Here is a 25,770-nt window from a genome sequence, read left to right as displayed (position 1 = left end):
GACTTCAGCGACAGCAGCGCTAATTACCCCCTAATTCCTGAAAGCGTGGATCGCCCCGCAGCCCATCAAATGCAGGCTCCTTATTCGCCATGGCAATCCACTGCGTAGGATTGAGGGCAAAGGCCTTTTGTAAGGCCAACAGGGCAAAATCATCCGCCTGCATCTGGGCATGGCAGTAGGCCTTGAGATACCAGGCTAAATCCAGATCCATTTTTAGCGCCACCGCCTGATTAAAATTTGCGATCGCAGGCCGAAACTCTTCCAGCAACATCAGGGCCAGACCACGTCGCACCCAGGCTTCGTAATAATCAGCCTGGAGGTCAATGGCCTCGGTGTAGCATGCGATCGCGTTTTGGGATTGCCCCTGCTCATCCAAGAAAACACCTTTTTGATACCAATCCACCGGAGTTTGTAATTGCTCATCCATCGATCCCATCCCCCTCTCCAATTCACTCTCAAGACTGCATAGGCCAACCCATATGTTTTATTACAACCACCTAAAAACATCCTTGACACTAATCAGAAAAACAAATGTATGCAATTTCAAGAAATTGATGTACATTAGCGGGCAATACTATGAGCAGCAGTTGGGCAAACTAATGCGATCGATCAATGACTTTCAGTCATAGACGCACTTTATTAAATCTCCGTAATTAAAGCTCCGTAATATTGAGGCTGCCCTAGGCTAATTCAGTTCCGCCCTAAACTGATTTACCCATTGACCTAGGAAAACATTGTAAAGGCCAGTCTTTCAAAACCAATCGTTCTGCGTTTTCGGGATATATGAAATCGAGTTCTTTTAAATCCATTCCTCTCAAGGGGTTTACCCAAACTCTTATGGGTCGCTTTAAAAAACTCATGCAATCCCGACGCCGACGTACTGCTTACACCAGGGTTTTACTTTTGGGGGTTCTGTCTTTATGGATGATCATCGGTCTGGTCTTGCCGGCCCAACGCAAAACCGCCAAGGCTGCCGAAGTAGAACTCGCCAGAGCTTCAAATCCTTGGAGTTTTGCTTCATTTCCAGTAGAGAATTTTCAAGCCTACACCTCTCCCTTTGGTTATCGCCAATCCCCCTATGGAGGCGAACAATTCCACTATGGGTTAGACATCGCTGCTCCGCTGGGCAGCTATATCCGCAACTGGTGGGAAGGCCATGTGGTGGAAATCTCAGACGATAGCGCCTGCGGCACCTCCGTGGTCATTGAATCAGGAGAGTGGCTGCACATTTATTGCCATATGCAAGGCTATGTCTCCTATGAAGAAGGGAGACGGGTTATGGTAGATCCCGATGGCAATATTCGTATTCGAGAAGGGGCCAATATCGGCACTGGCCAGCCCATTGGTCGTGTCGGTATGACAGGACGCACCACCGGCCCTCACTTACACTGGGGCTTAAAGTTTGAAAATAGCTGGGTAGATCCAGCGATGGTTTTACGAGCAATGTATGACGATCAGCAGGCCATTCGATAGGTTTGAATGCATTGCCATGGGCGGCTACAAGCACCGAGCGGACGGTTAACGTTCTCTACAAGTTCCGACTCTCACCGGGCTTCATGATTTGCACTCTTGAGTCTTTATGATCTGTAGCACAATCTATCAACCAGCCGAGATGCTATCGTCTAGCTAAGGCCATCATTGCGAGTGGCTGGGTACATTACAGCTGTACCCCTGTTCGACAACCACCCACTTAAACTATGACTGCTCCAATGTCTGAAGCTGAAAACACTCGCGCTGTTCTTCGTTCTCAAGAGCCCAATTCACAATATGAGCTGCCTTGGAATCGTGAAGGTGAGTTCGAAATCGAGGCACTCATCGTCAGTCAGAGTAAAGATGACTTGCTGGTCAAAGTTAAAACTGACCGCGGTGAAAATCATCTCACCATCTCAGGTTTTCTTCCCGGTAGAGTATCCGGTCAGCGCTGGCGCTTAGAGTGTCTACGCACCTCCGGTCGGATTGAATTGCTGGACGGCGCACCACTCGAATAGACCTCCGCGCTGTTACTCAAGCCTTGAGACCGCAGTTAGGTTTAGTTAACGTACCCTTGGCTACTACAAGGGTACGTTTTAGGGCGAACTTGAGGCGCTGATAGGGCTACAGCCTCGCCTTTATTCCCTCGCTCATTGATGAGGGGTCGGCAGGTCTACGTATTCACTCACAATGCCGCGAAACTCTTCACCATCGATCGTCTCTTTTTCAACCAACCGATCGACTAAGCGATCGAGTAGTGAGCGATTGGTCTTCAGCATTGAGCGCGCTTTAATGTACGCCGTCATGGCAATTTCCCGCACACGTTGGTCAATTTTGGCAGCCATTTCCTCTGAGTATTCCGAGCGCTGCATCAGGTCGCTACGCCCCAAGAATACGGCACTGCTGGGAGATTCCATGGCAAATGACCCCAGCTCTGACATGCCGAAACGCGTAATCATCTGACGGGCGATATTGGTCACCTGCTGAATATCGTTAGCAGCCCCCTGGGTTACCTCATCAGATCCAAAAACAATCTCTTCAGCCGCACGCCCTCCGAGGGCCATAGTGATGCGGTCAATCAATTCCGCATAGGAAATCAAGCCATCATCCACCCGATCTTCCTTGGGCAGATAGCTGGCAAAACCACCCACACCGCCAGATCGAGGAATGATTGTCACCTTTGCTAGGGGATCGGAATGCTTCAGCATGGTGCTGACCAACGCATGCCCGACTTCGTGATAGGCTATCAACCGCTTCTTTTTACTATCGAGTAGCGGTGTCAGGGTGAGTCCAATGGTCAGTCGGTCGATGGCGTCATCAATTTCTGCCATGGTGACGGCATCTTTGCGACGGCGGGCTGTCAGAATAGCGGCTTCATTCAGCAAATTAGCCAACTGAGCACCGGAAAAACCAGGGGTGCGACGTGCGATCGCATCCAGGTTGACATCATCCGAAATCTTCTTATCCCGCGCATGCACATCCAAAATACCCAAACGCCCTTTATAGCCAGGCAAATCAACGGTAATTTGACGATCAAATCGACCGGGACGCAACAATGCAGCATCCAGAACATCGGGACGATTTGTGGCAGCAATCACAATGATGCCGCTGTTACCTTCAAAACCATCCATCTCCGTCAGTAGCTGGTTTAGGGTTTGTTCACGTTCATCATTACCGCCACCAATACCGGCTCCACGCTGACGACCAACGGCATCGATTTCATCAATAAAGACGATGCAAGGGGAGTTTTCCTTGGCTTTCTTAAACAGGTCACGGACACGGGAAGCCCCCACCCCCACAAACATTTCCACAAATTCAGAGCCTGAGATACTAAAGAACGGCACACCGGCCTCACCAGCAATTGCTTTAGCTAGGAGGGTTTTACCGGTGCCAGGCTGGCCCACCAGCAACACACCTTTTGGAATACGGGCTCCAATGGCCGTAAACTTCTCAGGATTTTTGAGGAAGACCACCACTTCCTGTAGCTCTTCCTTCGCTTCCTCAATCCCGGCCACATCATCAAACATGACCCCGGTCTTAGCTTCCATTTGAAACCGGGCACGGGAGCGGCCAAAATTCATGGCACCGCTAGCCGAATTAGCAGACCGCCGCAGGATCATTAACAGCGCAAACACCACAATCAGGGCTAACAAGGCATTCACGGCTAATCCCGTCAGCGCACTATTATCTGAGCGTTCTAGAACTTCATATTCAACATCACTGCTGCCGCGCAGCTTTTGTAGCAAAGGTTGGTTGTAAACATCATTGGCAAACAGGGTCACCTCATGTAGCGGCGCATTATCGTCATCGCCTTTAATGCGCACATTGGCTACACCCCGCAGGTTGTCCAGCTCAACCCGCTGCACATCACCCTGCTCCAGTTTCTCTAACAGCTGGCCATAGGTAATTTTAGTTTCTTCATCCCCTTCTGCCTGGGCAAGGACTGGCTGAGTTGCCACCATGGGGGCTGCAATCAGAGTTTGCAACACAAACCATCCAGTGGCCAAAGTCCGAGCAGCCCGACGGCTAAGGGCAGATTTATGGGACGAGGGGGGGGTGGGCTTATTCATAGAAGAGAACGTAGAACTAAAAATACAGCTAGTAAGCCAGTGGGTCTTTGTCAAATCAATATCCTCAGTTTAGCGTTCTAATCTGCTAACCAGGGGGCGATGATAGACATCCCTGAACCGATAGGAATTTATCGGGCGATCGCAACAATGCCATTCTGCCCACCAAACCCAAAACTACTACACAACACATGGTTCACGGTTTTAGCGTCAGGGGAAGCAACTCGCACAAAATTCAGATCAAACTCAGGCTTACTGAGACCAACACAGGGGGGTAAACACTGCTGTTGCAGGCTTAACACACTAAACACAACGCCCATCAACCCAGCGGCACCCAGGGTATGGCCCGTGGCTCCTTTAGTGGAACTGACGGCAGCCTCAGGAAACAGCTGCTGAATCATGTATGCCTCGTTGGCATCATTAAGGCGAGTACCCGTGCCATGGGTATGGATGTAGTCAATGTCATCTGGATGTAAACCACTACGCTGTAAACATTGGTGGGCCACAGATAAGGTTCCATCTGGACGGGAAGAACTAATGTGGTACGCGTCATTACTCAGGCCAAAACCCAATATTTGGCCGTAGTAATTAGACGGGCGTGTGCTTGTCCCCCTAATTTCTAAAACTACAGCCGCTGCGCCTTCTCCCAGGACTAATCCACTGCGATCGCAATCAAAGGGATAGCAGCCATCCTTCGCCATCGCCCCCATCCGTCGAAACCCTGCCAGCGTTAAGGGCGTAATCGGCGCATCCACAGCCACCACCACCACTCGCTCACATTGCCCTGCCTGGAGCAACATATAGCCCTGGAACAGAGCCCACAAACCTGTGGCGCAGGCCGCCATCGGAGCCAGCACAGGCCCTTGGCTACCCACTGCTTGAGCGATCTGATGCGACAAACCGCAGGGCAATGCAGCGAGCCAATGATGCATTGCCATATCACCCCGTGCCATGGCCTCCCAACGGTTTAAATAACTACGGCTAGAACCCACCACCACCCCACAATCCACCAGTGACGATGATGGGAGACCGGCATCCGCCATGGCGGCTTTGACAGCGGTAATCGCAATATCTTCTGGGTCAGAAGGCAATTTGCCTGCCATGCCCACGGGCATGACAGGCAATGAGGGAAAAGGCTGGCGTAGTGCGATCGCACTTTTACCCGCTAGTAAGTTGGCCCAGGTTGTCTTGGTTGTTTTCCCCAAGGCTGTCCATAAACCAATGCCGGTAATATCGACATCAACCATCAAGCAAACTTACCAAGACGTTCCCTACACTATTCAGCCACCAAGTTGTCCAAGCCCTCAAGCACCGTGGCCGATTCAACCACATCTCCCTGTTGAATAGCATCCACAGTATCCAGACCTTCAGTGACATACCCAAAGACAGCATAGCTACCGTCTAAGAAAGGCAAATCTGCCAGTGCAAAGTAAAACTGGGAAGAGGCCGAATCAGGAAATTGTGAGCGTGCCATAGCCACTGCACCGTGGGTATGCTGCAAAGCAGGCTGAGAATTTTCAAGGGTTTGACCATAGATAGGTTGCTCTGAGCCCGCAGGGGTTATCTCCAAAGGAATCAGGCGTTTTTCCTGGGTATCAGGATCAACAAAACCACCCGTACCAAGTTGCTGAACAGGCACAGTAGGATCCTTGCTCTGTGGATCTCCCCCCTGCACCACAAACGGTTGAGGCTCACGCACTACTCGATGGAAGACAGTGCCGTCATAAACACCGCGTTCAACTAAGTCAACAAAGTTACCAGCTGTAATTGGAGCTTGAGTACCATCAACCTCCACCAGAACTCGCTCCCCATTCACCGTCAACTCAACAGTGGCCTTACCCTCTAGACGAGCCAGACCCTCAGGTATAGAAGGAGTCACAGCCAACTCCGTTGACTCAGCAGGCTCAGCTAGCGAAGTGGTGCTCGACTCAGATGGGTCAGTGGCCCCAGCCGTACAGCCCACCATAAACAAAGCCACTACCAAACCAATGGCCCATTGCATCCGGAAACCGAAAACCATGATTAATTCCTTTGTTCACTAAGGGCACCATATCTTGTCACAGGGAAACACCCTTTTCAATAGGGAGCCTCCTGGACATTCGGCACTATTTATTACAGACCTTCTAGGGGAACCTGCAGAAAGCGAGCCAACTCAGCACCCTGATTTTCCACAGATGCCAGCGACATCGGTTGACCAACACGGGTCAATGGAATATCTCCTTTACCTTTAACCTTCAGATAAAGCGCACGCTTAGGACTTAATCCTTCTCGAATATCAACACGAATCGCCGTGACAGACGCCAAAGGATATTTGAAGTCAATCTTGCGGTTTTTACCCGGAAAACCCCAGCGAAAAATCTGCACTTCCTCGCTCTTCTTATCAAAGAGGTTATAGCCACCTCCAACATTCCAAGCACAGATTAACCAAAGGTAAAGCGATAGCAGCAAAGCCGCTGTGCCATAGAAACACATCACCAACCCTTGTGGGATAAAGATAAGCTGTGTGGGATCTGCAAAAGGCAAAAGGTTAATCCCCATGTAGCTAGAAATGCCTGCCAGCAAAAATCCCGTTCCCCCAATGGTCGTTACCACGGCCCACCAATAGTTGCTCCAACGACGAGCTCCTAAAATTTCACGACGCAGGACACTATCCTTATTGGTTGTGTCAGAAACAGTTGCTTTAGAAACAGCCATGTTGATTTAGAAAGAGTATTGAAATGAGGTTGGCAGACTGACTGAATAGTCAGCATTGCCAAAGCATCGCTTTAAACTAGAAAACTATTAACCAGGCAATGATTAAGCCTATAGTCAGTTTAAAGTCTAAGGTTAACAAACGGTATAAATCCCACACCCAAAATCATCAGGAACCATTATCTGACTGGTACGGAGTAACTGTTAACAGCACTCTCAATAAATGATGACTGAGCAAATGAGATAAAACCACTACAGATTTGCTGTTTTTGAGCTAACGGAGTCCCTATCAGGTCATCTATTATTTCAGGCAAACAACCTTTTTAATTAACTTAGCGATTTCATAAGCACAGCCCCTACTTCAGCCTTCCAAAAGAATACAGATTCTGATAGGATCAACCTTAACTTTTGCAACGTTTACAACCCACTAGTGATACCCAAATGAGTCAGGGTTCATAGACTCGTTGATTGGTTTTAGATCAATTTGTCAACTATTTTCAGAAGAGGATTCCATGACCAGTCAGCCCGACCGCGTGGTTTTAATCGGTGTTGCCGGTGATTCAGGATGTGGAAAGTCTACATTTTTGAAACGCCTCAGCGATCTGTTCGGTGAAGAATTTATGACCGTCATCTGTTTGGATGACTACCATAGTCTGGATCGTCAGCAACGCAAGCAAGCTGGGGTGACGGCCCTCAACCCAAAAGCGAACAATTTCGATCTGATGTACGAGCAAATTAAGGCTCTTAAGTCAGGACAATCTATCGATAAGCCAATTTACAACCACGAAACTGGTTTCATTGATCCGCCTGAACGTATTGATCCAAATCATGTGGTCGTTATTGAAGGTCTGCACCCCCTTTACGATGGGCGAGTTCGTGATCTGCTAGATTTCAGCGTTTATCTTGACATTAGCGACGAAGTAAAAATTGCCTGGAAAATCCAGCGTGATATGGCTGAGCGGGGCCACACCTATGAGGATGTTCTAGCCTCTATTCAAGCTCGTAAACCTGACTTTGAAGCCTATATCGACGTTCAGAAGCAATATGCCGATGTCGTTCTACAGGTTCTACCCACTAACCTGATTAAGGAGGACAAAGAGCGCAAGATTTTACGGGTACAAATGATTCAGAAGGAAGGCATTGAAGGCTTTGAGCCCGCCTACCTATTTGATGAAGGTTCTACCATTAACTGGGTGCCCTGTGGTCGCAAACTGACCTGCTCCTATCCTGGTATCCGTATGACCTATGGTCCTGATACCTATATGGGCAATGAGGTGTCAGTTCTAGAAATTGATGGCCAGTTTGAGAAGCTGGAGGAGCTAATCTATGTTGAAGAGCACCTCAGTAATATCTCCACCCGTAGCTACGGTGAAATGACTGAGCTGTTGTTAAAGCATCGGGAATATCCTGGCTCTAACAACGGTACCGGCCTCTTCCAAGTGCTGGTTGGATTGAAAATGCGCGCTACTTACGAACGTCTAACGAATACGCGAGCTGGTGTTAGTGCCGCCGTCGTCGCTTAAGACGCTTATTTAAGCTGAAGACACTTGCTTAATCAGTCAAAGTACTATCAGTTCGATGCCATTTTGCTGGTTCAGCAAAATGGCATTTTTCTGGATATGGGCAGGATTTTTCTAAAACGGGATACTGAATGACTACAGGATAAGGACTGTCATATTCCAGTATTCCGCCGGGAATGCTATATTGGCTGCTGTGCCTTCATGAATATTTGATGAGCAGTAACATCTTGCTGTTATTGGGTTAATTCAACCTCTTATGAAGACAGCGGAATTCATCTACAGACATGGTGTCCCCATCGAATCAAGCTGAAGAGCATGGGAGAATCCTGAAGGCCCCAAATACTGGCGGAATAATATAGTAAAGAAATTATTGACGGCCTGATTTTTTCTCGAAGGTTTATCATTTCACGGTTAGCATGGCTTCAGGTTCTCATCTCAGCAGTATTCTTATAGTCGAAGATAGTCAAGGTCGACGGGAGATTGTCCTAGATAGCTCCGTCTATTCTGTTGGTCGCGATGCAAAATGTGATATTCGCTTAGCTTCACAGTTTGTTTCTCGGCACCACGCCACACTAGTGCAGCTTCCTAGGGACGACGAGACCTACTACTATCGGATTGTAGATGGAAACCTGAAAGGTAAGCCTAGTGCCAATGGCATGCTCATTAACGGGCGTAAGCTACAGGCCCATGATCTAAAAAATGAAGACGAGATTGTCTTTGGGCCACAAGCACGGGCCATTTACTATCAGTTGAAACGGGATACCACATCAACTGTCCCCCCCGACGAATTCGATATCACGTTGATCAGCCCCAACATGATTGACGAAGAAGAGGAAAGTGAATTAAACGGGTAGTTTAAGTGCTTTCTGACCGTATCCCATTGCGCAAAACTCAAAAGGGGTCTATGGAAGTTTTGCAGGCCCCTGTGTATTAATTATTACTGGCTTGTTGATAAGCGGGTTAACCTGCTTTGCTTTCGAGGGCCTGATTAACTTGCTGAAAAACCTTGTGACAATGGTTATTGACCTGTAACGGCAGCTCTTCATTCTTCACTACCAGATTCACAGTTGCAGCACTATGTTGGGTTAATAGCTCAGTTTCATCGGTAGAACCGATCAAAACCTCAACCGTAGCTAGCTTGCTGAAGGAAACCAGACCAGGGCGTTCTTTAGCCATCATGTAGTCTCCATCCTGATAGACCAAATGAAGACCACAGGACTGTAGTACATCTGGTAGGGATTCACGCAAGTTATTTGCGGGTAGAACGCTTACAAAAATGTTGGTATACCGGGCCATAGAAAATTCTGGAGCTATTGCACAATTTCAGAATCTAAGGGTGTTTAAGATAGGGAGCAGTAAATTTAGACTAAACAATAAGTCACAAACTTGCAATTTTTTGTCCAGATATACTATGTCACTAGATCTAGATATAAATCTGCATCTACCTTTACCCTTCTCGAAAACAGTAAGCTTTTCAGGATAAATGTAGGTTAAATTCCCAGAGCATCCCTGTTGGGTTAGTGTAATGATATTCTGCTGCTGAGGAAAAGGATGCGCGGTAAACTTATCGTCTTTGAGGGAATTGAAGGTAGTGGTAAAACTACGCAAATTCAGCATCTGCGTCAGTGGTTAGAGCACACGCTTCTCAGCAGTGGTCCATCTGACTATCCAACGGGGGTGATTGTCACTCGACAACCAGGGGGCACCAGCATTGGCCAAGAAATCAGACAGATTTTATTACAGTCGTCAAAAAATGCTGAGAGTCTAACTAGTCGGACTGAGCTGTTGCTGTATGCGGCTGATCGTACACAGCATGTGGAACGAATTTTGATTCCTGCCCTTGAAACTGGACATCTGGTACTTTGCGATCGCTACACCGCATCAACGGTTGCTTACCAAGGCTATGGCAGACAGCTAGACCTAAATCTGATCAACAACCTTAACGCCATTGCCACTGGTGGTTTGACCAGCGATCTTACCCTATGGCTCAAGCTAGACGTCATGCAAGGGCTTAAACGCATAGCCAACCGTGGCGAAGCCGATCGGATCGAACAGGCCGGAGTTGAGTTTCATCGTAGGGTCCATAAGGGTTTCAGCATCCAAGCCGAAGGGGATGAGTTCGTTACCGTGGATGCTAGCCTCAACCCAGAAGCAGTGGCTGAGCAAATTCAAGCAATCGTCTCCAAGTATTTACAACAGTGGTATGCCTTCTAAGTTGTCCTCAGCCTCAATGGGGCAAAAGCAGCCGTTGATGCAGCACTTTGCTGACATTGTTGGGCAGTCCCAGGCCGTTGACCTACTGGTTCAGGCCGTCACTCGCCAACGGATTGCCCCTGGCTACTTATTTATAGGCCCCGATGGCATTGGGCGTAGCCTAGCTGCCAAAGCCTTTGCCACTATGCTGCTTGGCGATCAACACACCGCCCCAAATAACCTTCAACGTCGTATTCAGTCTCGCAATCATCCTGATTTATTGTGGGTTGAGCCCACTTATTTGCACCAAAACAAGCTATTGACCGTCGCTGAAGCCCAAGCAGCTGGTATTAAACGACGGGGTCGTCCCCAGGTTCGTCTTGACCAGATTCGAGACATTGCTCGGTTTTTAAGTCGTCCACCCTTAGAAGCCTCCAAAGCCATAGTGGTGATTGAAGCAGCCGAGCTAATTGCAGAAGCAGCCGCCAACGGCCTATTAAAAACCCTGGAAGAGCCGGGGCAGGCGTCAGTTATCTTAATTGCCCCCGACCAACAGGCACTGCTACCCACATTAATTTCACGTTGTCAGACCATTCCATTTCGGCGATTGAGCCCAGCTGACATGGCTCAAGTATTGACTAAGGTGGGTCACCAGGAGATTTTGGACTCCCCTGAAGCACTCTCCCTGGCCCAAGGATGTCCGGGTAGTGCGATCGCAAGTTGGCAACAGCTACAGTCCATCCCACCAGAGCTAATACAACAGGTCAGCCAACCCATTAGCAACGTCCGTAGCGCCCTAGAACTCGCCCGCCAAATCGTACAAATCCTCGCACCAGAATCCCAGCTTTGGTTACTAGACTATCTCCAACAAAGCCGCTGGCGGCAAGGCCATGCCCAAGGCATGGAACACCTGGAATTAGCACGCAAGCAGCTGCTCAGATATGTGCAACCGCGTTTGGTATGGGAAGTGACGTTAATGAACTTGATTTATTGAAGAATTAAACTAAACAGTACAATTCAGCCAATTTTCTCTAACCCCAGCACCATAGAGAAAGAACTTAATGATCCATATGGTTCCACAGTCTGCGCAACGTCCCCTGAGAAAAACCAGCGTCTGGATTGGGGCTACATTACTTTTATTCATTGCCACTGCATCCTTACTAGCCCTACGGTCTGCACGGCAGGCACGACAGGCAGCCCTGGAAGAAGCTGCTAAACCACCCCCCGAACGAGTAGATGTCGCTGCCCTGGGGCGGATTGAACCCAAAAGCGAAGTGATTGATGTGGCCGCCGCTGAGACTGGAGTGCTCGCTAAATTACTGGTGCAAGAAGGCGTGCAGGTAAAGTCTGGCCAAGTCTTAGCTGAGCTAGATATGTACGAAATCCGTAAAGCTGAGCGGGACTATGCCGCCAGTCAGCTGGCGGAAGCTCAGCAAACCTTAGCGGCGGAGCGCAGTCTAGGCGCGGCCCGGATTACCGAAGCTAACACCAAAGCGGGGCAAATTGATCAGCCGCAGATTCAGGCGATTGAGGCCCAGGCAGCTCAGATTCGCAGCTTAGAAGCTCGCCTGGCTCTGGCGGAAACCGATCTGGCTCGGTTTAAGGATTTGTTTAGCCAAGGGGCCATTACCCGTCAAGATTTGGACCGTCAGCAAACCGAGGTCGACGAACTCACCAGCGACATTGCCAATGCTGTGGCCACCAAAACCCAGCTAGAACTAGCTCGAAATACCGCCTTAGACAATGCGGCTGCCCAAGTTTCCATGGCAGAGGCAGATTTACAACTGGCCTCCGTAGAAACTGGCGTAGAAGCGGCTCAGCAGAATTTAGCCCTGGCCGAAGCGAGACTTAATCGCACCGTGATCAAAGCACCAGCTGCGGGTCAAATTCTCGATATCTATGTGCGCCCAGGGGAGACTGTGTCTAACAATCGGCTGCTTTCCATGGGCGATACGCAGGAAATGTATGTAGTCGCCGAGGTCTATGAAACGGATGTGGGCCTGGTGAAAGCGGGACAAAAGGCGATGATTACTAGCCGTAACGGAGCCTTTGCAGGAGAACTGACCGGCACCGTAGAAACGATCGGTCTGCAAATCTTTAAAAATGATGTGTTGGACGATGACCCGGCTGCCAATGCCGATGCCCGCATTGTGGAGGTGCGCATTGCAGTCGATCAAGATGATGCCGTCGCCATGCTGACTAATCTTCAGGTGGATGTGCTGATCGACATCCAAGCTGAGGAGAACTAGCGATGGCCAGGGTGTCGGTGGCTTGGGCCAACTTAATGCACGAGCGTACCAGGTTAGTGGTTGCGATCGCAGGTGTGGCTTTCGCCGTCATTCTAATTTTTATGAACCTTGGGTTCATGGGAGCCCTGATCTCCACTGCCACCAATTTCTATGAACAGTTCAATGCCGAGCTCTTCTTAATTTCGCCAGAAACACTGGAAATTAGCACCTCTACCGCCTTTCCACGGGAGCGACTGTACCAGGTCGCTGGCGTGGATGGTGTAGAGCGCATCATGCCCCTCTACAGCGAATATCTACTGTGGCGTAACCCAGAAACCGGTGTCAGCCGCGCCATCTTTGTCTATGGCGTCAATCCCAATGACCCCGTATTTCTGATGCCTGAGTTACAGGGTGAAGAGGCCCGTCGCATCCTCAGTCGACCCGACACCGTATTTATGGACAGATTCTCACGCCCCGAGTTTGGCCCCCAAGACATTGGCACCACCACTGAAGCGGATCGTCGTCGCGCCACCATCGGCGGCACCTATTTTCTAGGAGGTGGATTTGCTGCCGATGGCACCCTGATCATGAGCGATCAAAATTTTGTCAGGTATCTAGAACCACGACCGTTGAGTCTGGTCAATGTGGGCCTCGTCAAACTCCAGCCGGGAGTCTCGGCAGAAAAAGTGGCAGAAACCATGCGCTCAGTCCTACCCGCCGATGTGGATGTGTACACCAAGGCAGGCATCATCGAGCATGACTCCACCTACTGGCTAGAAGCCACATCCATTGGCTTTATTTTCAGCATGGGTGTAATGGTTTCATTTGTAGTGGGGGCTGTGATTGTCTATCAGATCTTGTTCACTGACATTCGCGATCACCTGCCTGAGTACGCCACCATGAAAGCCATGGGGTATCGCTCCCAGTACTTATTCAAAATCGTGCTGCAGGAAGCAATTTTATTGGCATTATTGGGCTATATTCCGGGGCTAGCAGCGGCTCTCGGGCTCTACCATCTCACCGCCACCGCCACCGCTGGCACGTTACCCGTCGCCATGAACGGTGGTCGAGTCATCTTTGTGCTGATCCTAACATTAGTCATGTGCTGCCTATCGGGTCTGATTTCCGTACGCAAAGCGGTGAAAGCTGACCCAGCAGAAATCTTTTAGAGGGGAAAGCCATGATCAAACGAATTCCCCTAGCCTGGCTCAACCTGACCCACGACCGCAGACGTTTTGCCACGTCGTTAGCGGGTGTAGGCTTTGCTGTGCTGCTGATGTTTATGTTCAACGGGTTTATGAATGCCCTGTACGACAGTCAGCTCCAGCTACTCAATCGGTTTAACGGTGAGGTAATAATCGTCAATCGATTGCGTACCAACATGTTTGTGCCTCGGGCCTTTGCCCGCAGGCGGCTGTACCAGGCCCGTGCCTTCGAAGGTGTCCAGGACGCCTTCGCCATATACGTCAGTGAAGTGAACTGGAAAAATCCAGACAATCGTACGTCGCGTGGTGTCAGGGTCATTGCCATCAACCCCGATGAACCAGTCCTCAATATTCCTGAAATCAAGGCCCATCGCCAGGTTTTGAAGCTCCCAGAAACCGCGCTCATGGATACCCAATCACGGGCAGAGGTAGGGCCAGTGGAAGCTGGAGTAGTGAGTGAATTGGCCGATCGACGCATTCGTTTGGTCGGCACCTTTACCATGGGCACTGACTTTGCCTCAGGCAATGGCAACCTGATCATGAGCGACCAAAATTTTCTGCGCTACTTTGCTGACCGAGGTCCTGAGGAGGATAAGCGTAGCTTTGCCACGGTGGATATAGGTGTCGTCAAACTTGAACCAGGAACCAATGTCGATCGCATCGTGAAAACGCTGCAGGACAATCTACCCAATGATGTGTTGGTCATGGCTCGCGATGGGGAGAACGGTTTTGTCATTCGCGAACGTAAATATTGGCAAGAAAACACCAACATCGGCTTTGTGTTTTCGCTGCTGACCAGCATGGGCTTTTTTGTCGGCATTATCCTGGTCTACCAGATTCTCTACACCGATGTAGCAGACCACTGGGCTGAATATGCCACGCTCAAGGCCATGGGCTACAAAAATGGCTATCTACTGGGGGTCGTGATGCAAGAAGCCTTGATCTTATCTGTATTGGGATTTATTCCAGGGGTTCTGGTCAGTCAGCTGCTCTATCAGGCAGCAGGTAATGCCACTGGTCTATTTTTTCAAATGACCCCCGAACGCGTCCTGAATTTGCTAGTGGCCACATTCATTATGTGTTTAGTGTCGGGGGCGATCGCAGTCCGCAAAGTCCAAACCACCGACCCAGCAGACGTGTTTTAGCAACTTTTATAGTGGCGTTGAATTAGGTTAATAGCATGTTCAAAACTCAGCAACAATCTACGTTTGACCCTCCACAGGACGACCTAGCCGTCCATATTCAGCATCTTAACTATTACTTTGGTATCGGCGACCTGAGTAAGCAGGTGCTGTTCGACATTTCCCTGGAGCTACCCAAGGGTCAGATTGTTATCCTGACCGGCCCATCAGGTTCCGGTAAGACAACACTGCTCACCCTGGCGGGGGCTTTGCGACATTTACAGGACGGCAGTCTGCGCATACTGGACCAAGAACTCGTTGGCATGAGCGAACGCGCCATGGTCAGTGTCCGACGCAATATCGGCTTTATCTTTCAAGCTCACAATTTATTTGAGTCTCTGACCGCCAGCCAAAATGTAGAAATGGCCGTGGAACTGACAGGAGACTTTGTTTCAAAGCGAGAGCAGGCCGTAGCCATGCTCAGTGCACTGGGACTCGCTGATCGAGTCGATTATAAACCCCATTCGCTGTCTGGGGGACAAAAACAACGGGTGGCAATTGCCCGAGCCCTAGTCAACCATCCAAAGCTAATTTTGGCTGATGAACCCACAGCGGCCTTAGATAAAAAGTCTGGTCGGGACGTGGTCAACTATCTCCACACCCTATCGCGACAAGAGGGTTGCACCGTGCTGATGGTTACCCATGACAACCGTATTTTAGACGTAGCCGATCGGATTATTAACCTGGTGGACGGTCGTTTGGAATCAGATACCACTCCCAATGCCTTTGTCCAAAGCAAGACAAAAGGTGCCATGACAGAAGTCAGCGCCGACATGTTCATCATGTAAGTGGTAAACACCTATGAAATTTACAAATGATGCCCAAGAACTAACCTATGAACGGGTTCAAGACTATCTAAGTGGCAGCATATTTAAGGAAACAGTGCGGGCAAGTGATGAAAAGCCTTATTTTGACTTAATTTACCAAAATACAACGCTGATTGAGCTATACATATTGCCATGGGAGGCGCATCCTTACCCCGATAAGGAACTGGCCATTGTGCGAGCCAGCAGTTGTGTGGCCATCGGCTGTGGCCCAGAGTTAGATTTACTGAGGTTTTTACTGGACGAAAACCGAAAAATGCGATTTGGCTCCTTTCAAACCGATGAAGCCGGTACTGTATTTTTTGCTAACCGGATTTTGGGTGGCCAACATATGGACCCAACAGAGCTAGAAGTATGTTTGCTGTCGGTGGGTGCGATCACAAGTCATTATAGCGACATCATGCTTGACAAGTTTGACGGTCAGCGTGCCCGCAACTCAACACCAACCTCTAAACTATAAGAGTATAAAAACCTTCACTCCGCACTATGGAAGACCTAGCAACCTACGACGGTATTTTTGTAGCTTTGGCCATCATTATTTTGGCTAGTGGTTTCATCATGTTATTTGGCAATCTCATTGGCGTGAATAAAAATTGGAAATAAGAAATAACAGAGATATGAAACATGTTGCCTAGTTCGTGATTTTCCGTTAGCGCGCATCGCTTTAGGGGAATTTTACCTATAGAAAACAGCTAGTCCGTTTGGACTAGCTGTTTCTCATTTCACCGAACCTATAGGTTTAATTCGGGTATCAAGTCAGAGCGGGACAGGTCTCCAAGCATAGAAGTCAGGAGTCAGAAGCCAGAATTCATGAGCTTCTAACTCCCACTCAGCCAAGCTTTCCCAGCTTAAATTGATGCCCTTACTTCTCGATAAAGCAGGCTTAAATGGAAGCTCAGATTTCTTACAAAAAGATTTTTATTGTTGGTTGTCCTCGCTCGGGCACTACGTGGTTACAGAAAATGCTCTCTAATCATAGAAATGTGATTCCCGTAAAAAATGAGAGTCATATTTATCGGCTTATCTATGAGCCATTCACCTATATCACTAAATTAAATGCACAACGCCGTTGGCAAGACTGGCCACGCTTCGCAAGACATTTTGGCATCACTGCTTTGCTGTTTGGAGCAACCTCTTCAAATGTTTGGAACAGTATCTTGAAGAGCTATCAAATTTATCAAAAAAACAACGATATCGGTTTACATCATCTCATTAGCTATCAACAACTTAAAACCTTAATCCACCAAGTAAGACAAAACTCAGATTCAGATCTAGAGAAGGCCCAGTACCTAATCCAGCTTATTATCGATATTTTTTTTGAACAGGTGGGCGGACAGCCACAACAGTTTTTTCTCGAAAAAACTCCATTTCACATTAAATATGCTGATGTCATCTTAAATAGTTGGCCCGAAGCCAGAATCATCAACATAGTCCGAGATGGTCGGGATGTTTGTGCGTCTTTACAAGCCAGAGCTACAACAAAGCGATGGGCTGAATACGACACAAGAACCATAATTTCCCAATGGGAAAGATGCATTGCTTTAAGTGAAAAACTTTCTCTAGATCCAGCCTTTTCAGCTCGTATGTATTCAATCAAATATGAGGAACTTCGAGAAGATCCGATCGCTCAACTCAATCAAATCTGCAACTTTATTGATTTAGAGATTACGACTACAGAACTGAGCCAAATTATAGAATCCTACAATATTGAAAACATTAAGAATAAAGGCATTGGCCAACATATCAACAAGGGAAATATTAACAACTGGAAAACAGCCTTATCGCAAGAACATATCGACCTGTGGCATCAATCTGCCGGAAAAACCCTAACGCGACTCGGTTATTCGTTAACTTAGTTGTCCAGTTGGATACCTTCTAAGCTCAATTCAAAACTCAACATTTACCACTCAAAACTTCAAGGTTGCTCATGCTTCTTAACCTAGTGAACTTTTTCAAACCCCTTGTCATTAAAGGTTTGCAGCAGCGTTAGGCTGGCTATATAAACCAAGGGGTTATACACTTCTTAACCAATCGTTTCGCCCTTAATTTCCGTTAAGAGGTTGTTTTCCCCGCTCTACCAGCTCAGACGCCCTATAACCTAACAAGTCAATCTGAGCTTGGCCAATAGTCGTCTCTTTAGAAAAAGGGGTAAACCTAATGGCAAAAGCTGCTGTCTCTCGTTCACGAAACGTGGCGATTGTAGGCCCATATTCCAGTGGTAAAACCACATTACTTGAAAGTCTACTTTCGGTCACCGATACGATTTCTCGAAAAGGATCCATTCCTGAAGGTAATACGATTGGAGACCATACACCTGAAGCCCGCAATCGCCAAATGACGGTCGAAACGAATGCCGCCTGTACTGAGTACGGCGGCATTCGTTTTACATTCCTTGACTGCCCAGGTTCCATCGAGCTGCTCCAAGAACCGCTACATATATTGATGGGAGTAGACGCCGCCATCGTCGTGTGCGAACCTGACCCTAGCCGAGTACTTACCGTATCGCCACTGCTGCATTTTCTAGATAAATGGGAAATTCCCCATGTTCTCTGGCTCAACAAAATGGATCGGGCCAGTGCACCATTTTCTGACGTCTTAGAAGCCTTAAAATCAGTCTCCAGTCGGCCCCTGGTCCCCCATCAATATCCCATCGGCGCTGGAGCAGACTTGGTCGGGTTCATTGATTTAGTCAGTGAGCAGGCCTATCACTACCACGCAGGAGCCGCCGCCGATCCAGTGCCATTGCCTCAGGAGTTGGCGGTCGAAGAAGCAATAGCCCGCACGGAAATGCTAGAGACCCTGGCAGACTTCGATGATCACCTCTTAGAAGAGCTACTGGAAGAAATTGATCCACCGGAGGACGAGATTATCCAGGATCTCAAAATGGAACTGGGCGCAGACCTAGTGGTGCCCGTCTTTGTCGGTGTAGCCTCTAAGGACTATGGCGTTCGTCCACTGCTGGATGCATTAGTACGAGAAACGCCTGAGCCTCAGGTCACTGCAGAACGACGTGGTATTGATCTGAACTCTACTGAGCCTTTGGTTCAGATTCTCAAAACCTACTACAGTCCCCAAGGCGGCAAACTGTCTTTAGCTCGGCTGTGGCGAGGCACCCTCAAGGATGGAGCCAACCTAGGGCTAGATCGCATGGGCGGTTTGTATTCTTTGATGGGCAGTCAGCAGCAGGCACTCAGTGCAGCGGAAGCAGGTAGCGTGGTTGCGATCGCACGTCTAGAACACGCTAGGACTGGCGACACCCTCACCACAGCAGAAAACTCTGACGAAACCTTACCTATCGCAGATATTCTGCCAGCGGTTTACTCCTTAGCCATTGCTCCCGAAAAGCGCGATGACGAAGTCAAGCTGAGTGGAGCACTCAACAAGCTAGTAGATGAAGATCCTGCTCTGCATTGGGAACAACATGGCGACACCCACGAAGTAATCTTGTGGGGACAAGGAGACGTCCATCTCAAAATTGCCATGGACTGGCTCCGCCGTAAGTACAATCTATCCATGGTCACTCACGTTCCCCAGGTGGCCTATAAAGAGACCATTCGCAATGCCAAAGAGGACATTCGCGGACGCTATAAGCACCAGACCGGCGGCCATGGACAGTTTGGTGATATTTACATCGACATTCAGCCCCTACCGCGCGGAGAAGGGTTTAAGTTCGCTGAGAAAATTGTTGGCGGTGTTGTTCCTAAACAATACATTCCCAGCGTTGAAACAGGTGTGAGAGAGTTTCTCAAGCAAGGGCCATTAGGCTTCCCAGTGGTGGATGTCTCGGTCACCCTTAAGAACGGGTCGTACCACCATGTAGACAGTTCTGACCAGGCATTTAAGCAGGCTGCACGCATTGCCATGCAAACGGGTCTACCCGAGTGCAAACCTGCGCTGTTAGAGCCGATTGCCTCTCTGTCTATATCCGTTCCGAATCGGTTTACCTCTAACGTGCTCACTCTGATTAGCGGTCGTCGGGGTCAGGTGATGGGGTATACCAACAAGGCTAACTGGCCTGGTTGGGATGAGGTGTCTGCACAGCTACCGGTTGCTGAAATGCAAACGCTGATCCTGGAACTGCGTTCGTTGAGTATGGGTGTGGGCTTCTTCAGCTGGCAGTACGACCATCTGAATACTGTACCTGAGAGATTAAAGGAGAAAATTGTGGCTGAGGCTAGCAACCATAAGTAACCGCACAAACTCTCACGATTCGAGCATAGGTGCGCTGTTATTCATTTGAATAACAGCGCACCTATAGTTTTTATTCCTCTTACTCAATATTTCTCATTACAGCCACGCTACCGCAGAGCATAACACTTGGGTAAACACAGCTTTACTTATTTTACAGATTTTAGACTATGGTCTATATGTTTTAACGAACATTTTTGGCAGAATCTAGCTTATTTCTTGATCAAACTACAATGCTCCAGGCCAGGTTTGATAAGAAATAAGTTGTTTCACTACAAAAGCCTCTTTATCGGCTTTTAATTTGCCAAATCTTCTGTATGACTTTAGTATCGGCTCGTGATTTTTCTAGATATCTCATCGGTCAATCTAGGTGTTTCTCTAAGTGGATTAGCTTATCTGTATCTATACTGCTTCAAGGCGTAGTTTTCTCAAGTGCTACGGCTCAAGTCATACCTATTCCTGATGATACTCTGGGGGCTGAAATGTCTCGCATTGTTAACATAGGTGGCTCCACTTTTCAAATTTCAGGAGGAGCAACACGGGATAGTAACCTTTTTCACAGTTTTAGTGAATTTAGTATTGGGAATGGTGATGCGGTTTACTTTGGGGTCGACAGTGATGCGATCTCAAACATTGTTGCCCGAGTCACTGGTAATTCACTTTCAGATATCCAAGGTATTCTCGGAACCTGCAATCTAGGTAACTGTCCCAATAATGGAACCGACGCAACACTCTATCTAATGAATCCTAACGGGATTATGTTTGGTCCCAATGCAGAACTTGATGTTGGTGGTTCATTTGTAGCTACAACGGCTAACGAAATTGAATTCGGAGAACAAGGCATTTTTAGTGCAACGAAACCTCTGATTCCATCACAGCAGTTAGTCATTGATCCATCAGCATTGCTGTTTAATCAACTCAATACGTCTCAGCCACTCAATTCCATAGAGAGTAGAGCAACCCTAACATTACCAGAACAAAGAAGCTTAGTTTTGGTCGGTGGCAACATTAATCCTACCGAAACCGCCACTGGCAATATTGTTATCCGAGAAGGACGTTTACGTGCACCTGGAGGCAATATTGAGATTGGAGGGATAACTAATGTTGGTAGAGTCGGGCTCACTACGGACAAAACTGCTATCAGTATTTCTCAACCCGAAAACATCTCCCGCATAGACTTCACAATGACCGGTGAGGTCAATGGCTTTGCAGACCTAGATGTGACTAGTGGAAATGGTGGTAGCATCAATATTTATGCCAACAATATTAATATTTTAGGTGGTAGTGATATTTGTGCAGGTATTGGTTCTACTCCATCTTGTGGTAGTCAGGCTACTGATTTCGGAACAATCCAAAGCCAAGCAGGTGATATCGTTTTTGATGCATTAGAAACTGTTAGAATTGCCGATCCTATTAGCATTGTTGAAAATGACGTTAATCCAAATGCTACAGGCAACAGTGGTAATATTATTATTATTGCTGAGTCACTCATTTTAAAGAATGGAGGACAGCTTAGCACTAGCACTTATGGAAATGGAAATACTGGGAAAATTATCGCTAACATCACAGACAACTTCTCGATGTCTCAACTAGAAGAAGACATTGATACCAGGATTAACAGTAATGTGCTTGGTATAGGTAATTCCGGAGGTGTCAGTTTAAATGCCAACAACGTAATTCTTGAAAATGGTGCTCAAATACAATCTGAGGTAGTCGGCGAAGGTGACTCAGGAAATATAGAAATACAGGCAAGTGAGTCAGTAAAGCTAACGGGGAATATCCCGATAGCAGGAAGTATTGGATTTATTCCCAGTGCCCTTAGGACCGATGTTATTGGAGAAGGAAATGGGGGTGATATTACTATTAACACAGGTTCTTTAGATCTTTTAAATCGTGCGCAAATCCTTACACAAACTGAAGGTAAAGGTGATGCAGGCAATATTGCTATAAGTACACGAGAGGACATTACGCTCGTTGATTCAGACTTGATCAGTGAAATCAGTAAACGTGATGTGCCAATTGATTTTACAGATACAGTTCCAGTCAACGGTGGCAATATCACATTGACTGCGCGTTCTTTGTTTCTCTTTGATGGTTCATCAGTTTTAGCAGATAATGAGTACTATGGAACCGCTGGTCATATTCAAATTACTATTACAGATAATTTAATTCTTAGAGGGCAAAGCCCTGCAAATCTTAATCCTAATGTTATTACACCAAGCCAGATTTCATCTGGCATTGATGCTGGAGGCTTTGGTGCTGGTGGAACAATTGAGATAGAGTCACATAGTCTTCTACTGGAGGATGGTGGATTTATCAGCACATCTACATCTGGGTTTGGAAATGCTGGAAATCTTCGGGTCCAATCTGACACTGTTGAGCTTCAAAACGAAAGTTCTCTAAGTACTAGAGTGAGGTCTGGAGGTTTTGGCTTCGGTGGCACATTAGATGTGAGGTCAGATGATATCCAAATTCAAAATGGAGGATCGATAACTACTGGTATTGAGGCTGGAAGCATTGGCATTGGCGGGAGTCTAAATGTAGAAACTGGTGAACTTTTTTTGGCAGAAGGTGGATTTATAAGTACAGTCACAGCTGGATTTGGAAATGCGGGTGATCTGACTTTGCGCTCTAATAATATCCAGCTTCAAAATGGAGGATATATAACCACTAGCACTTTTGGCGTTGGAAATAGTGGAAAGCTTACCATTCATGCATCTGACATTTTGCTCAATGGTGCTTCTTCCGAGAATGGTGGTTCTAGCTTTATTGAAGCTGCTGTAGATAGTCAAGCATTTGGTAATGGTGGTGAGTTATTAGTGAATACCAACCATTTAACTATTAAGGATGGTGCTCGAATAAGAACTACATCTTTTGGTAGAGGGAATGCAGGCAATTTACGAATTCAAGCTAGCGATTCTGTAGAACTAATTGGCACTGACACTGAAGGGTTGATCAAAAGCAATATCAACGCAATCACCGAATCTAGTGGTCGTGGTGGAAATCTTATTTTGGAATCAGATCAATTAATTATTAAAGATGGAGCTGGTATTGCCGTAGCTAGCTTTGGTGAAGGCGATGCGGGCAGGCTTGAAGTCTACACGACTGGTGATATTTTGATCAGTGGTGCATCTCCAGATGACAGCCTACCCAGCGGCATCAATTCTTCATCTAACTTTGCTTCCGGTGATGCAACTGGAGGTGAAGTAGTCATATCAGGCAGAAACTTAAGTTTACTAGATGGAGGTCGAGTAATTAGCCGCAGCAACAGTTTTGGAGATGCAGGTTCGATAAACATTACCCTTTCTGAAGTATTGCGTATGACTAATGGGGAGATTGCCTCAGATTCACAACAATCTTCAGGAGGTGACATTACTATCGGCGCAAGGTCTGCTATTTTGCGAGATGATGGAGATATACGTACCAATAGCTTTGGTGTAGACGGAGGCGATATCACCCTAAATATTCCAGTAATTGTTTTGTTAGATGACTCCGACATTCTGGCATTTGCACCAGATGGTCAGGGAGGTAACATTACATTTAATTCATTGGCATTACTAACAGATCCGCTATATCAAGGAGAGCAGCAACAATTACAAAACCGTGAAGAACTTGAGCGATTAGATGGTAATGAAACCGTCGATATTAATGCTAGTGGTGTTGTTTCAGGACAAATTTTGGGAGTTCCTGAAATCACCTTTTTACAAAATAGTCTGACTGACTTGCCTACTGAATTATCAAGTTCAGAAAGGTTACTTGCTAATAGTTGTATTGCAAGAGCTGAGAGGACTGGAGGAAGTTTCATCATCGCTGGAGGTGATAACCTACCAGTACGTCCCGACAACGATGATGGCACAATATATTCAACAGGAGATGTTACAAGCATTGGTCCTGATACTTCGATAGAAAGTAGTAATTTTTCAGAACCACAGTCTATTTATCAACTTGCAGATGGACGAATAGTAATGAGTCGCGAATGTGACAGCTAGAGCTGCATAGTTTTCATTCATGAATTCTATTGAAGTGTCTGGGATATGATAAGTACATCTATTCTATTATGTGGGCTATGGTTACTACTGTTCCTACACCTCAGACTGAAGCAAAATCTGCTGTTGTTTATCCGAGTTCTGACGGGCAACCCGTGGCGGAAACATTTGTCCATCTCTATGCCATGTTAGTCACCATCGAGGTACTAACTCAATATTTACAAGGTCAACAAGCAACTGTACTGGGCAACCAGTTTATGTACTATGCCCAGGGGTTTCCCAAACTACGGGTGGCTCCAGATGTAATGATCATTTTTGGCGTGGAGCCTGGTGGGCGTGATAACTATAAAATTTGGGAAGAGGGGAAAGTGCCATCCGTCATCTTTGAGATGACATCCCAGGGGACTCGTAGTAAAGACGAGGTCTTTAAGAAAACTCTCTATGCCCAGTTAGGGGTTCAGGAATATTGGCTGTTTGATCCTAAGAATGAATGGTTAGACCCTGCCCTTCAAGGCTATCGTTTGCGAGTCGGCCCCGAGGAATCCTATTACGAACCGATCAACAACGGGATCTGTGAGCCGCTTCAACTGCAATTGGTACATGAGGAACAGCTGATTGGTTTCTACCGACAAGATAATGGTGAACGGCTGCTTATACCCAGCGAACTGGCAGTCGCTCTGAAACAAGAATCCTTGGCCAAACAGCAGGCAAAAAGACAGATAGAAGAAGAACGACAGCGTGCTGAAGAAGAACGACAGCGTGCTGAAACAGCCGAGCAAGTCCAGCTAGAAACTCAGAAAAAATTGGAACGATTACAAGCCAAGCTTCAGGAACTGGGCGTTGATCCCGACGATATTGGGTAGCACTTCCGCGGCAAGGATTGGTGGGCGCTGCCCACCCTACCAATCATTAAAAATTGTCAGGAATTTTAGAGGTACAGACTGTATCTGACTATCACTAGGGAATGAACCCTAAGGAGATACTGTGCAGTCAATTTATTGGTTTTGTTTTGTCATTGGCGGCGTCTTTGTTGCGATCGCCACACTAGGTGGTGCCGGTGATGCAGATTTCGATGCCGATACCGATGTTGATTTTGACGCTGACATTGATGCCGATATAGATCTAGATGCAGATTTAGATCTTGATGGTGATCTAGACCTTGACGGCGATGCGCCAGATATTGGCCCCAATATCAGTACAGGTGGTGGCTTCGATGCCGAGATAGACACTGATCTTCAGCTCCTACGAAAAGTTAAAGGAGCCTACATCTTCAGCCTGAACATCCTCACCAGTTTCAAATTCTGGACTGTCGGCGGATTTTTCTTTGGTTTGACGGGCCTCAGCCTGAGCTGGGTACAATCCAATTGGCCCGCCTCAGTCATCTTTATCGTCGCTTTGCTCATGGGCATTGTGCTAGGAGGCACCTTGGCCATTACCCTGCGCCACCTGGCTCGTCGCCATGCCGACAGCCTTATTCGTACCGAGGATTTTGCTGGACGGGTGGGCATCGTAGAACTGCCCTTTGATGCCAAAAGCAAAGGCAAAGTGCGTCTGGAACTACGTGGTAGCACTTTGCACATGATGGCACTCACGGACGACACCAAACAATTTGTACCGGGTGATAAAGTGCTCGTCGTTAATGTCGAGAAAAACCGGCTTTGGGTCGTTTCAGACGAAACCGCTGCTCAGCAGAACTAACTTATACCCATTTCATACC

At 47.5% G+C, this 25,770-nt stretch carries 22 protein-coding genes; 16 read left to right on the top strand and 6 right to left on the bottom strand.

Annotated features, from left to right (window positions below):
- Positions 1 to 19: 19 nt before the first annotated feature.
- Positions 20 to 427: a tetratricopeptide repeat protein gene (locus QGP82_RS28155; RefSeq protein WP_163668038.1), complete on the bottom strand. Its 408-nt coding sequence runs from the start codon at positions 425 to 427 to the stop codon at positions 20 to 22.
- A gap of 356 nt (positions 428 to 783) precedes the next feature.
- Between QGP82_RS28155 and QGP82_RS28150 the strand changes: the two genes are divergently transcribed.
- Positions 784 to 1,473: a M23 family metallopeptidase gene (locus QGP82_RS28150; RefSeq protein ID WP_163668035.1), complete on the top strand. Its 690-nt coding sequence runs from the start codon at positions 784 to 786 to the stop codon at positions 1,471 to 1,473.
- A 224-nt stretch (positions 1,474 to 1,697) separates the two neighbouring features.
- Complete coding sequence (locus tag QGP82_RS28145; RefSeq protein ID WP_163668033.1) at positions 1,698 to 1,988, top strand: hypothetical protein; 291 nt, start codon at positions 1,698 to 1,700, stop codon at positions 1,986 to 1,988.
- Positions 1,989 to 2,120: 132 nt separating this feature from the next.
- On the opposite strand, the gene ftsH is transcribed toward QGP82_RS28145, so the two are convergent.
- The 4 genes from ftsH to QGP82_RS28125 form a co-directional block, all read right to left on the bottom strand.
- Positions 2,121 to 4,040 carry an ATP-dependent zinc metalloprotease FtsH gene (gene ftsH / locus QGP82_RS28140; RefSeq protein WP_499061678.1) on the bottom strand — a complete coding sequence of 640 codons (1,920 nt, stop codon included), beginning with the start codon at positions 4,038 to 4,040 and terminating at the stop codon, positions 2,121 to 2,123.
- 128 nt (positions 4,041 to 4,168) lie between these two features.
- Positions 4,169 to 5,284: a beta-ketoacyl-ACP synthase gene (locus QGP82_RS28135; protein WP_163668029.1), complete on the bottom strand. Its 1,116-nt coding sequence runs from the start codon at positions 5,282 to 5,284 to the stop codon at positions 4,169 to 4,171.
- 29 nt (positions 5,285 to 5,313) lie between these two features.
- Positions 5,314 to 6,057 carry a peptidylprolyl isomerase gene (locus QGP82_RS28130; protein WP_499061677.1) on the bottom strand — a complete coding sequence of 248 codons (744 nt, stop codon included), beginning with the start codon at positions 6,055 to 6,057 and terminating at the stop codon, positions 5,314 to 5,316.
- A 92-nt stretch (positions 6,058 to 6,149) separates the two neighbouring features.
- Positions 6,150 to 6,731, bottom strand: a complete 582-nt coding sequence (locus QGP82_RS28125) for a photosystem I assembly protein Ycf4 (protein WP_499061676.1) — start codon at positions 6,729 to 6,731, stop codon at positions 6,150 to 6,152.
- 509 nt (positions 6,732 to 7,240) lie between these two features.
- Between QGP82_RS28125 and QGP82_RS28120 the strand changes: the two genes are divergently transcribed.
- Positions 7,241 to 8,251 carry a phosphoribulokinase gene (locus QGP82_RS28120; protein ID WP_163668023.1) on the top strand — a complete coding sequence of 337 codons (1,011 nt, stop codon included), beginning with the start codon at positions 7,241 to 7,243 and terminating at the stop codon, positions 8,249 to 8,251.
- A 413-nt stretch (positions 8,252 to 8,664) separates the two neighbouring features.
- Entirely contained in the window at positions 8,665 to 9,102 is a 438-nt protein-coding gene (locus QGP82_RS28115; protein WP_006515552.1) for an FHA domain-containing protein, read from the top strand.
- 106 nt (positions 9,103 to 9,208) lie between these two features.
- On the opposite strand, the gene QGP82_RS28110 is transcribed toward QGP82_RS28115, so the two are convergent.
- Positions 9,209 to 9,544 carry a hypothetical protein gene (locus QGP82_RS28110; protein ID WP_499061675.1) on the bottom strand — a complete coding sequence of 112 codons (336 nt, stop codon included), beginning with the start codon at positions 9,542 to 9,544 and terminating at the stop codon, positions 9,209 to 9,211.
- A gap of 255 nt (positions 9,545 to 9,799) precedes the next feature.
- On the opposite strand from QGP82_RS28110, the gene tmk reads away from it, so the two are divergent.
- The 12 genes from tmk to QGP82_RS28050 all read left to right on the top strand — a co-directional run bounded on the left by tmk (position 9,800) and on the right by QGP82_RS28050 (position 25,751).
- Positions 9,800 to 10,462, top strand: coding sequence for a dTMP kinase (gene tmk / locus QGP82_RS28105; RefSeq protein ID WP_163668021.1), 663 nt, complete (start codon positions 9,800 to 9,802; stop codon positions 10,460 to 10,462).
- Positions 10,452 to 11,435: a DNA polymerase III subunit delta' gene (locus tag QGP82_RS28100; protein ID WP_499061674.1), complete on the top strand. Its 984-nt coding sequence runs from the start codon at positions 10,452 to 10,454 to the stop codon at positions 11,433 to 11,435. The genes tmk and QGP82_RS28100 overlap by 11 nt, the downstream gene beginning before the upstream one ends.
- A gap of 76 nt (positions 11,436 to 11,511) precedes the next feature.
- Positions 11,512 to 12,690 (top strand): efflux RND transporter periplasmic adaptor subunit, encoded by a 1,179-nt coding sequence (locus QGP82_RS28095; RefSeq protein ID WP_250565090.1) that lies wholly within the window; start codon positions 11,512 to 11,514, stop codon positions 12,688 to 12,690.
- Between the two features lie 2 nt (positions 12,691 to 12,692).
- Positions 12,693 to 13,838: an ABC transporter permease DevC gene (gene devC, locus QGP82_RS28090; RefSeq protein WP_499061673.1), complete on the top strand. Its 1,146-nt coding sequence runs from the start codon at positions 12,693 to 12,695 to the stop codon at positions 13,836 to 13,838.
- 11 nt (positions 13,839 to 13,849) lie between these two features.
- Entirely contained in the window at positions 13,850 to 15,019 is a 1,170-nt protein-coding gene (devC, locus tag QGP82_RS28085) for an ABC transporter permease DevC (protein ID WP_163702628.1), read from the top strand.
- A 35-nt stretch (positions 15,020 to 15,054) separates the two neighbouring features.
- On the top strand, positions 15,055 to 15,843 hold the full coding sequence (locus QGP82_RS28080) for an ATP-binding cassette domain-containing protein (protein ID WP_499061672.1): 789 nt from the start codon (positions 15,055 to 15,057) through the stop codon (positions 15,841 to 15,843).
- A 13-nt stretch (positions 15,844 to 15,856) separates the two neighbouring features.
- Complete coding sequence (locus tag QGP82_RS28075; protein WP_499061671.1) at positions 15,857 to 16,339, top strand: T3SS (YopN, CesT) and YbjN peptide-binding chaperone 1; 483 nt, start codon at positions 15,857 to 15,859, stop codon at positions 16,337 to 16,339.
- 427 nt (positions 16,340 to 16,766) lie between these two features.
- Positions 16,767 to 17,735 (top strand): sulfotransferase family protein, encoded by a 969-nt coding sequence (locus QGP82_RS28070; protein WP_163702625.1) that lies wholly within the window; start codon positions 16,767 to 16,769, stop codon positions 17,733 to 17,735.
- Between the two features lie 301 nt (positions 17,736 to 18,036).
- Complete coding sequence (locus QGP82_RS28065; protein WP_163668007.1) at positions 18,037 to 20,070, top strand: elongation factor G; 2,034 nt, start codon at positions 18,037 to 18,039, stop codon at positions 20,068 to 20,070.
- A 314-nt stretch (positions 20,071 to 20,384) separates the two neighbouring features.
- Entirely contained in the window at positions 20,385 to 24,056 is a 3,672-nt protein-coding gene (locus QGP82_RS28060; protein WP_499061670.1) for a two-partner secretion domain-containing protein, read from the top strand.
- Positions 24,057 to 24,133: 77 nt separating this feature from the next.
- Positions 24,134 to 24,916: a Uma2 family endonuclease gene (locus tag QGP82_RS28055; RefSeq protein ID WP_499061669.1), complete on the top strand. Its 783-nt coding sequence runs from the start codon at positions 24,134 to 24,136 to the stop codon at positions 24,914 to 24,916.
- Positions 24,917 to 25,037: 121 nt separating this feature from the next.
- Entirely contained in the window at positions 25,038 to 25,751 is a 714-nt protein-coding gene (locus tag QGP82_RS28050) for a hypothetical protein (RefSeq protein WP_499061668.1), read from the top strand.
- The last annotated feature ends 19 nt before the right edge of the window (positions 25,752 to 25,770 follow it).

The organism is Leptothoe sp. LEGE 181152, from assembly GCF_032906605.1.
Classification (GTDB): Bacteria; Cyanobacteriota; Cyanobacteriia; order Phormidesmidales; family Phormidesmidaceae; genus Leptothoe; species Leptothoe turfae.
This window is presented reverse-complemented; position numbering and strand designations above follow the sequence as displayed.

Bases quoted from the DNA above. Each gene is read 5' to 3' on its own strand.
- devC (WP_163702628.1), top strand. From the start codon at position 13,850: ATGATCAAACGAATTCCCCTAGCCTGGCTCAACCTGACCCACGACCGC.
- QGP82_RS28065 (WP_163668007.1), top strand. From the start codon at position 18,037: ATGGCAAAAGCTGCTGTCTCTCGTTCACGAAACGTGGCGATTGTAGGC.
- QGP82_RS28135 (WP_163668029.1), bottom strand. From the start codon at position 5,284: ATGGTTGATGTCGATATTACCGGCATTGGTTTATGGACAGCCTTGGGG.
- QGP82_RS28155 (WP_163668038.1), bottom strand. From the start codon at position 427: ATGGATGAGCAATTACAAACTCCGGTGGATTGGTATCAAAAAGGTGTT.
- QGP82_RS28100 (WP_499061674.1), top strand. From the start codon at position 10,452: ATGCCTTCTAAGTTGTCCTCAGCCTCAATGGGGCAAAAGCAGCCGTTG.
- QGP82_RS28120 (WP_163668023.1), top strand. From the start codon at position 7,241: ATGACCAGTCAGCCCGACCGCGTGGTTTTAATCGGTGTTGCCGGTGAT.
- QGP82_RS28060 (WP_499061670.1), top strand. From the start codon at position 20,385: ATGACTTTAGTATCGGCTCGTGATTTTTCTAGATATCTCATCGGTCAA.
- tmk (WP_163668021.1), top strand. From the start codon at position 9,800: ATGCGCGGTAAACTTATCGTCTTTGAGGGAATTGAAGGTAGTGGTAAA.
- QGP82_RS28055 (WP_499061669.1), top strand. From the start codon at position 24,134: ATGGTTACTACTGTTCCTACACCTCAGACTGAAGCAAAATCTGCTGTT.
- QGP82_RS28145 (WP_163668033.1), top strand. From the start codon at position 1,698: ATGACTGCTCCAATGTCTGAAGCTGAAAACACTCGCGCTGTTCTTCGT.
- QGP82_RS28150 (WP_163668035.1), top strand. From the start codon at position 784: ATGAAATCGAGTTCTTTTAAATCCATTCCTCTCAAGGGGTTTACCCAA.
- QGP82_RS28075 (WP_499061671.1), top strand. From the start codon at position 15,857: ATGAAATTTACAAATGATGCCCAAGAACTAACCTATGAACGGGTTCAA.
- QGP82_RS28110 (WP_499061675.1), bottom strand. From the start codon at position 9,544: ATGGCCCGGTATACCAACATTTTTGTAAGCGTTCTACCCGCAAATAAC.
- QGP82_RS28080 (WP_499061672.1), top strand. From the start codon at position 15,055: ATGTTCAAAACTCAGCAACAATCTACGTTTGACCCTCCACAGGACGAC.
- QGP82_RS28070 (WP_163702625.1), top strand. From the start codon at position 16,767: ATGGAAGCTCAGATTTCTTACAAAAAGATTTTTATTGTTGGTTGTCCT.
- ftsH (WP_499061678.1), bottom strand. From the start codon at position 4,040: ATGAATAAGCCCACCCCCCCCTCGTCCCATAAATCTGCCCTTAGCCGT.
- QGP82_RS28115 (WP_006515552.1), top strand. From the start codon at position 8,665: ATGGCTTCAGGTTCTCATCTCAGCAGTATTCTTATAGTCGAAGATAGT.
- devC (WP_499061673.1), top strand. From the start codon at position 12,693: ATGGCCAGGGTGTCGGTGGCTTGGGCCAACTTAATGCACGAGCGTACC.
- QGP82_RS28125 (WP_499061676.1), bottom strand. From the start codon at position 6,731: ATGGCTGTTTCTAAAGCAACTGTTTCTGACACAACCAATAAGGATAGT.
- QGP82_RS28095 (WP_250565090.1), top strand. From the start codon at position 11,512: ATGGTTCCACAGTCTGCGCAACGTCCCCTGAGAAAAACCAGCGTCTGG.
- QGP82_RS28130 (WP_499061677.1), bottom strand. From the start codon at position 6,057: ATGGTTTTCGGTTTCCGGATGCAATGGGCCATTGGTTTGGTAGTGGCT.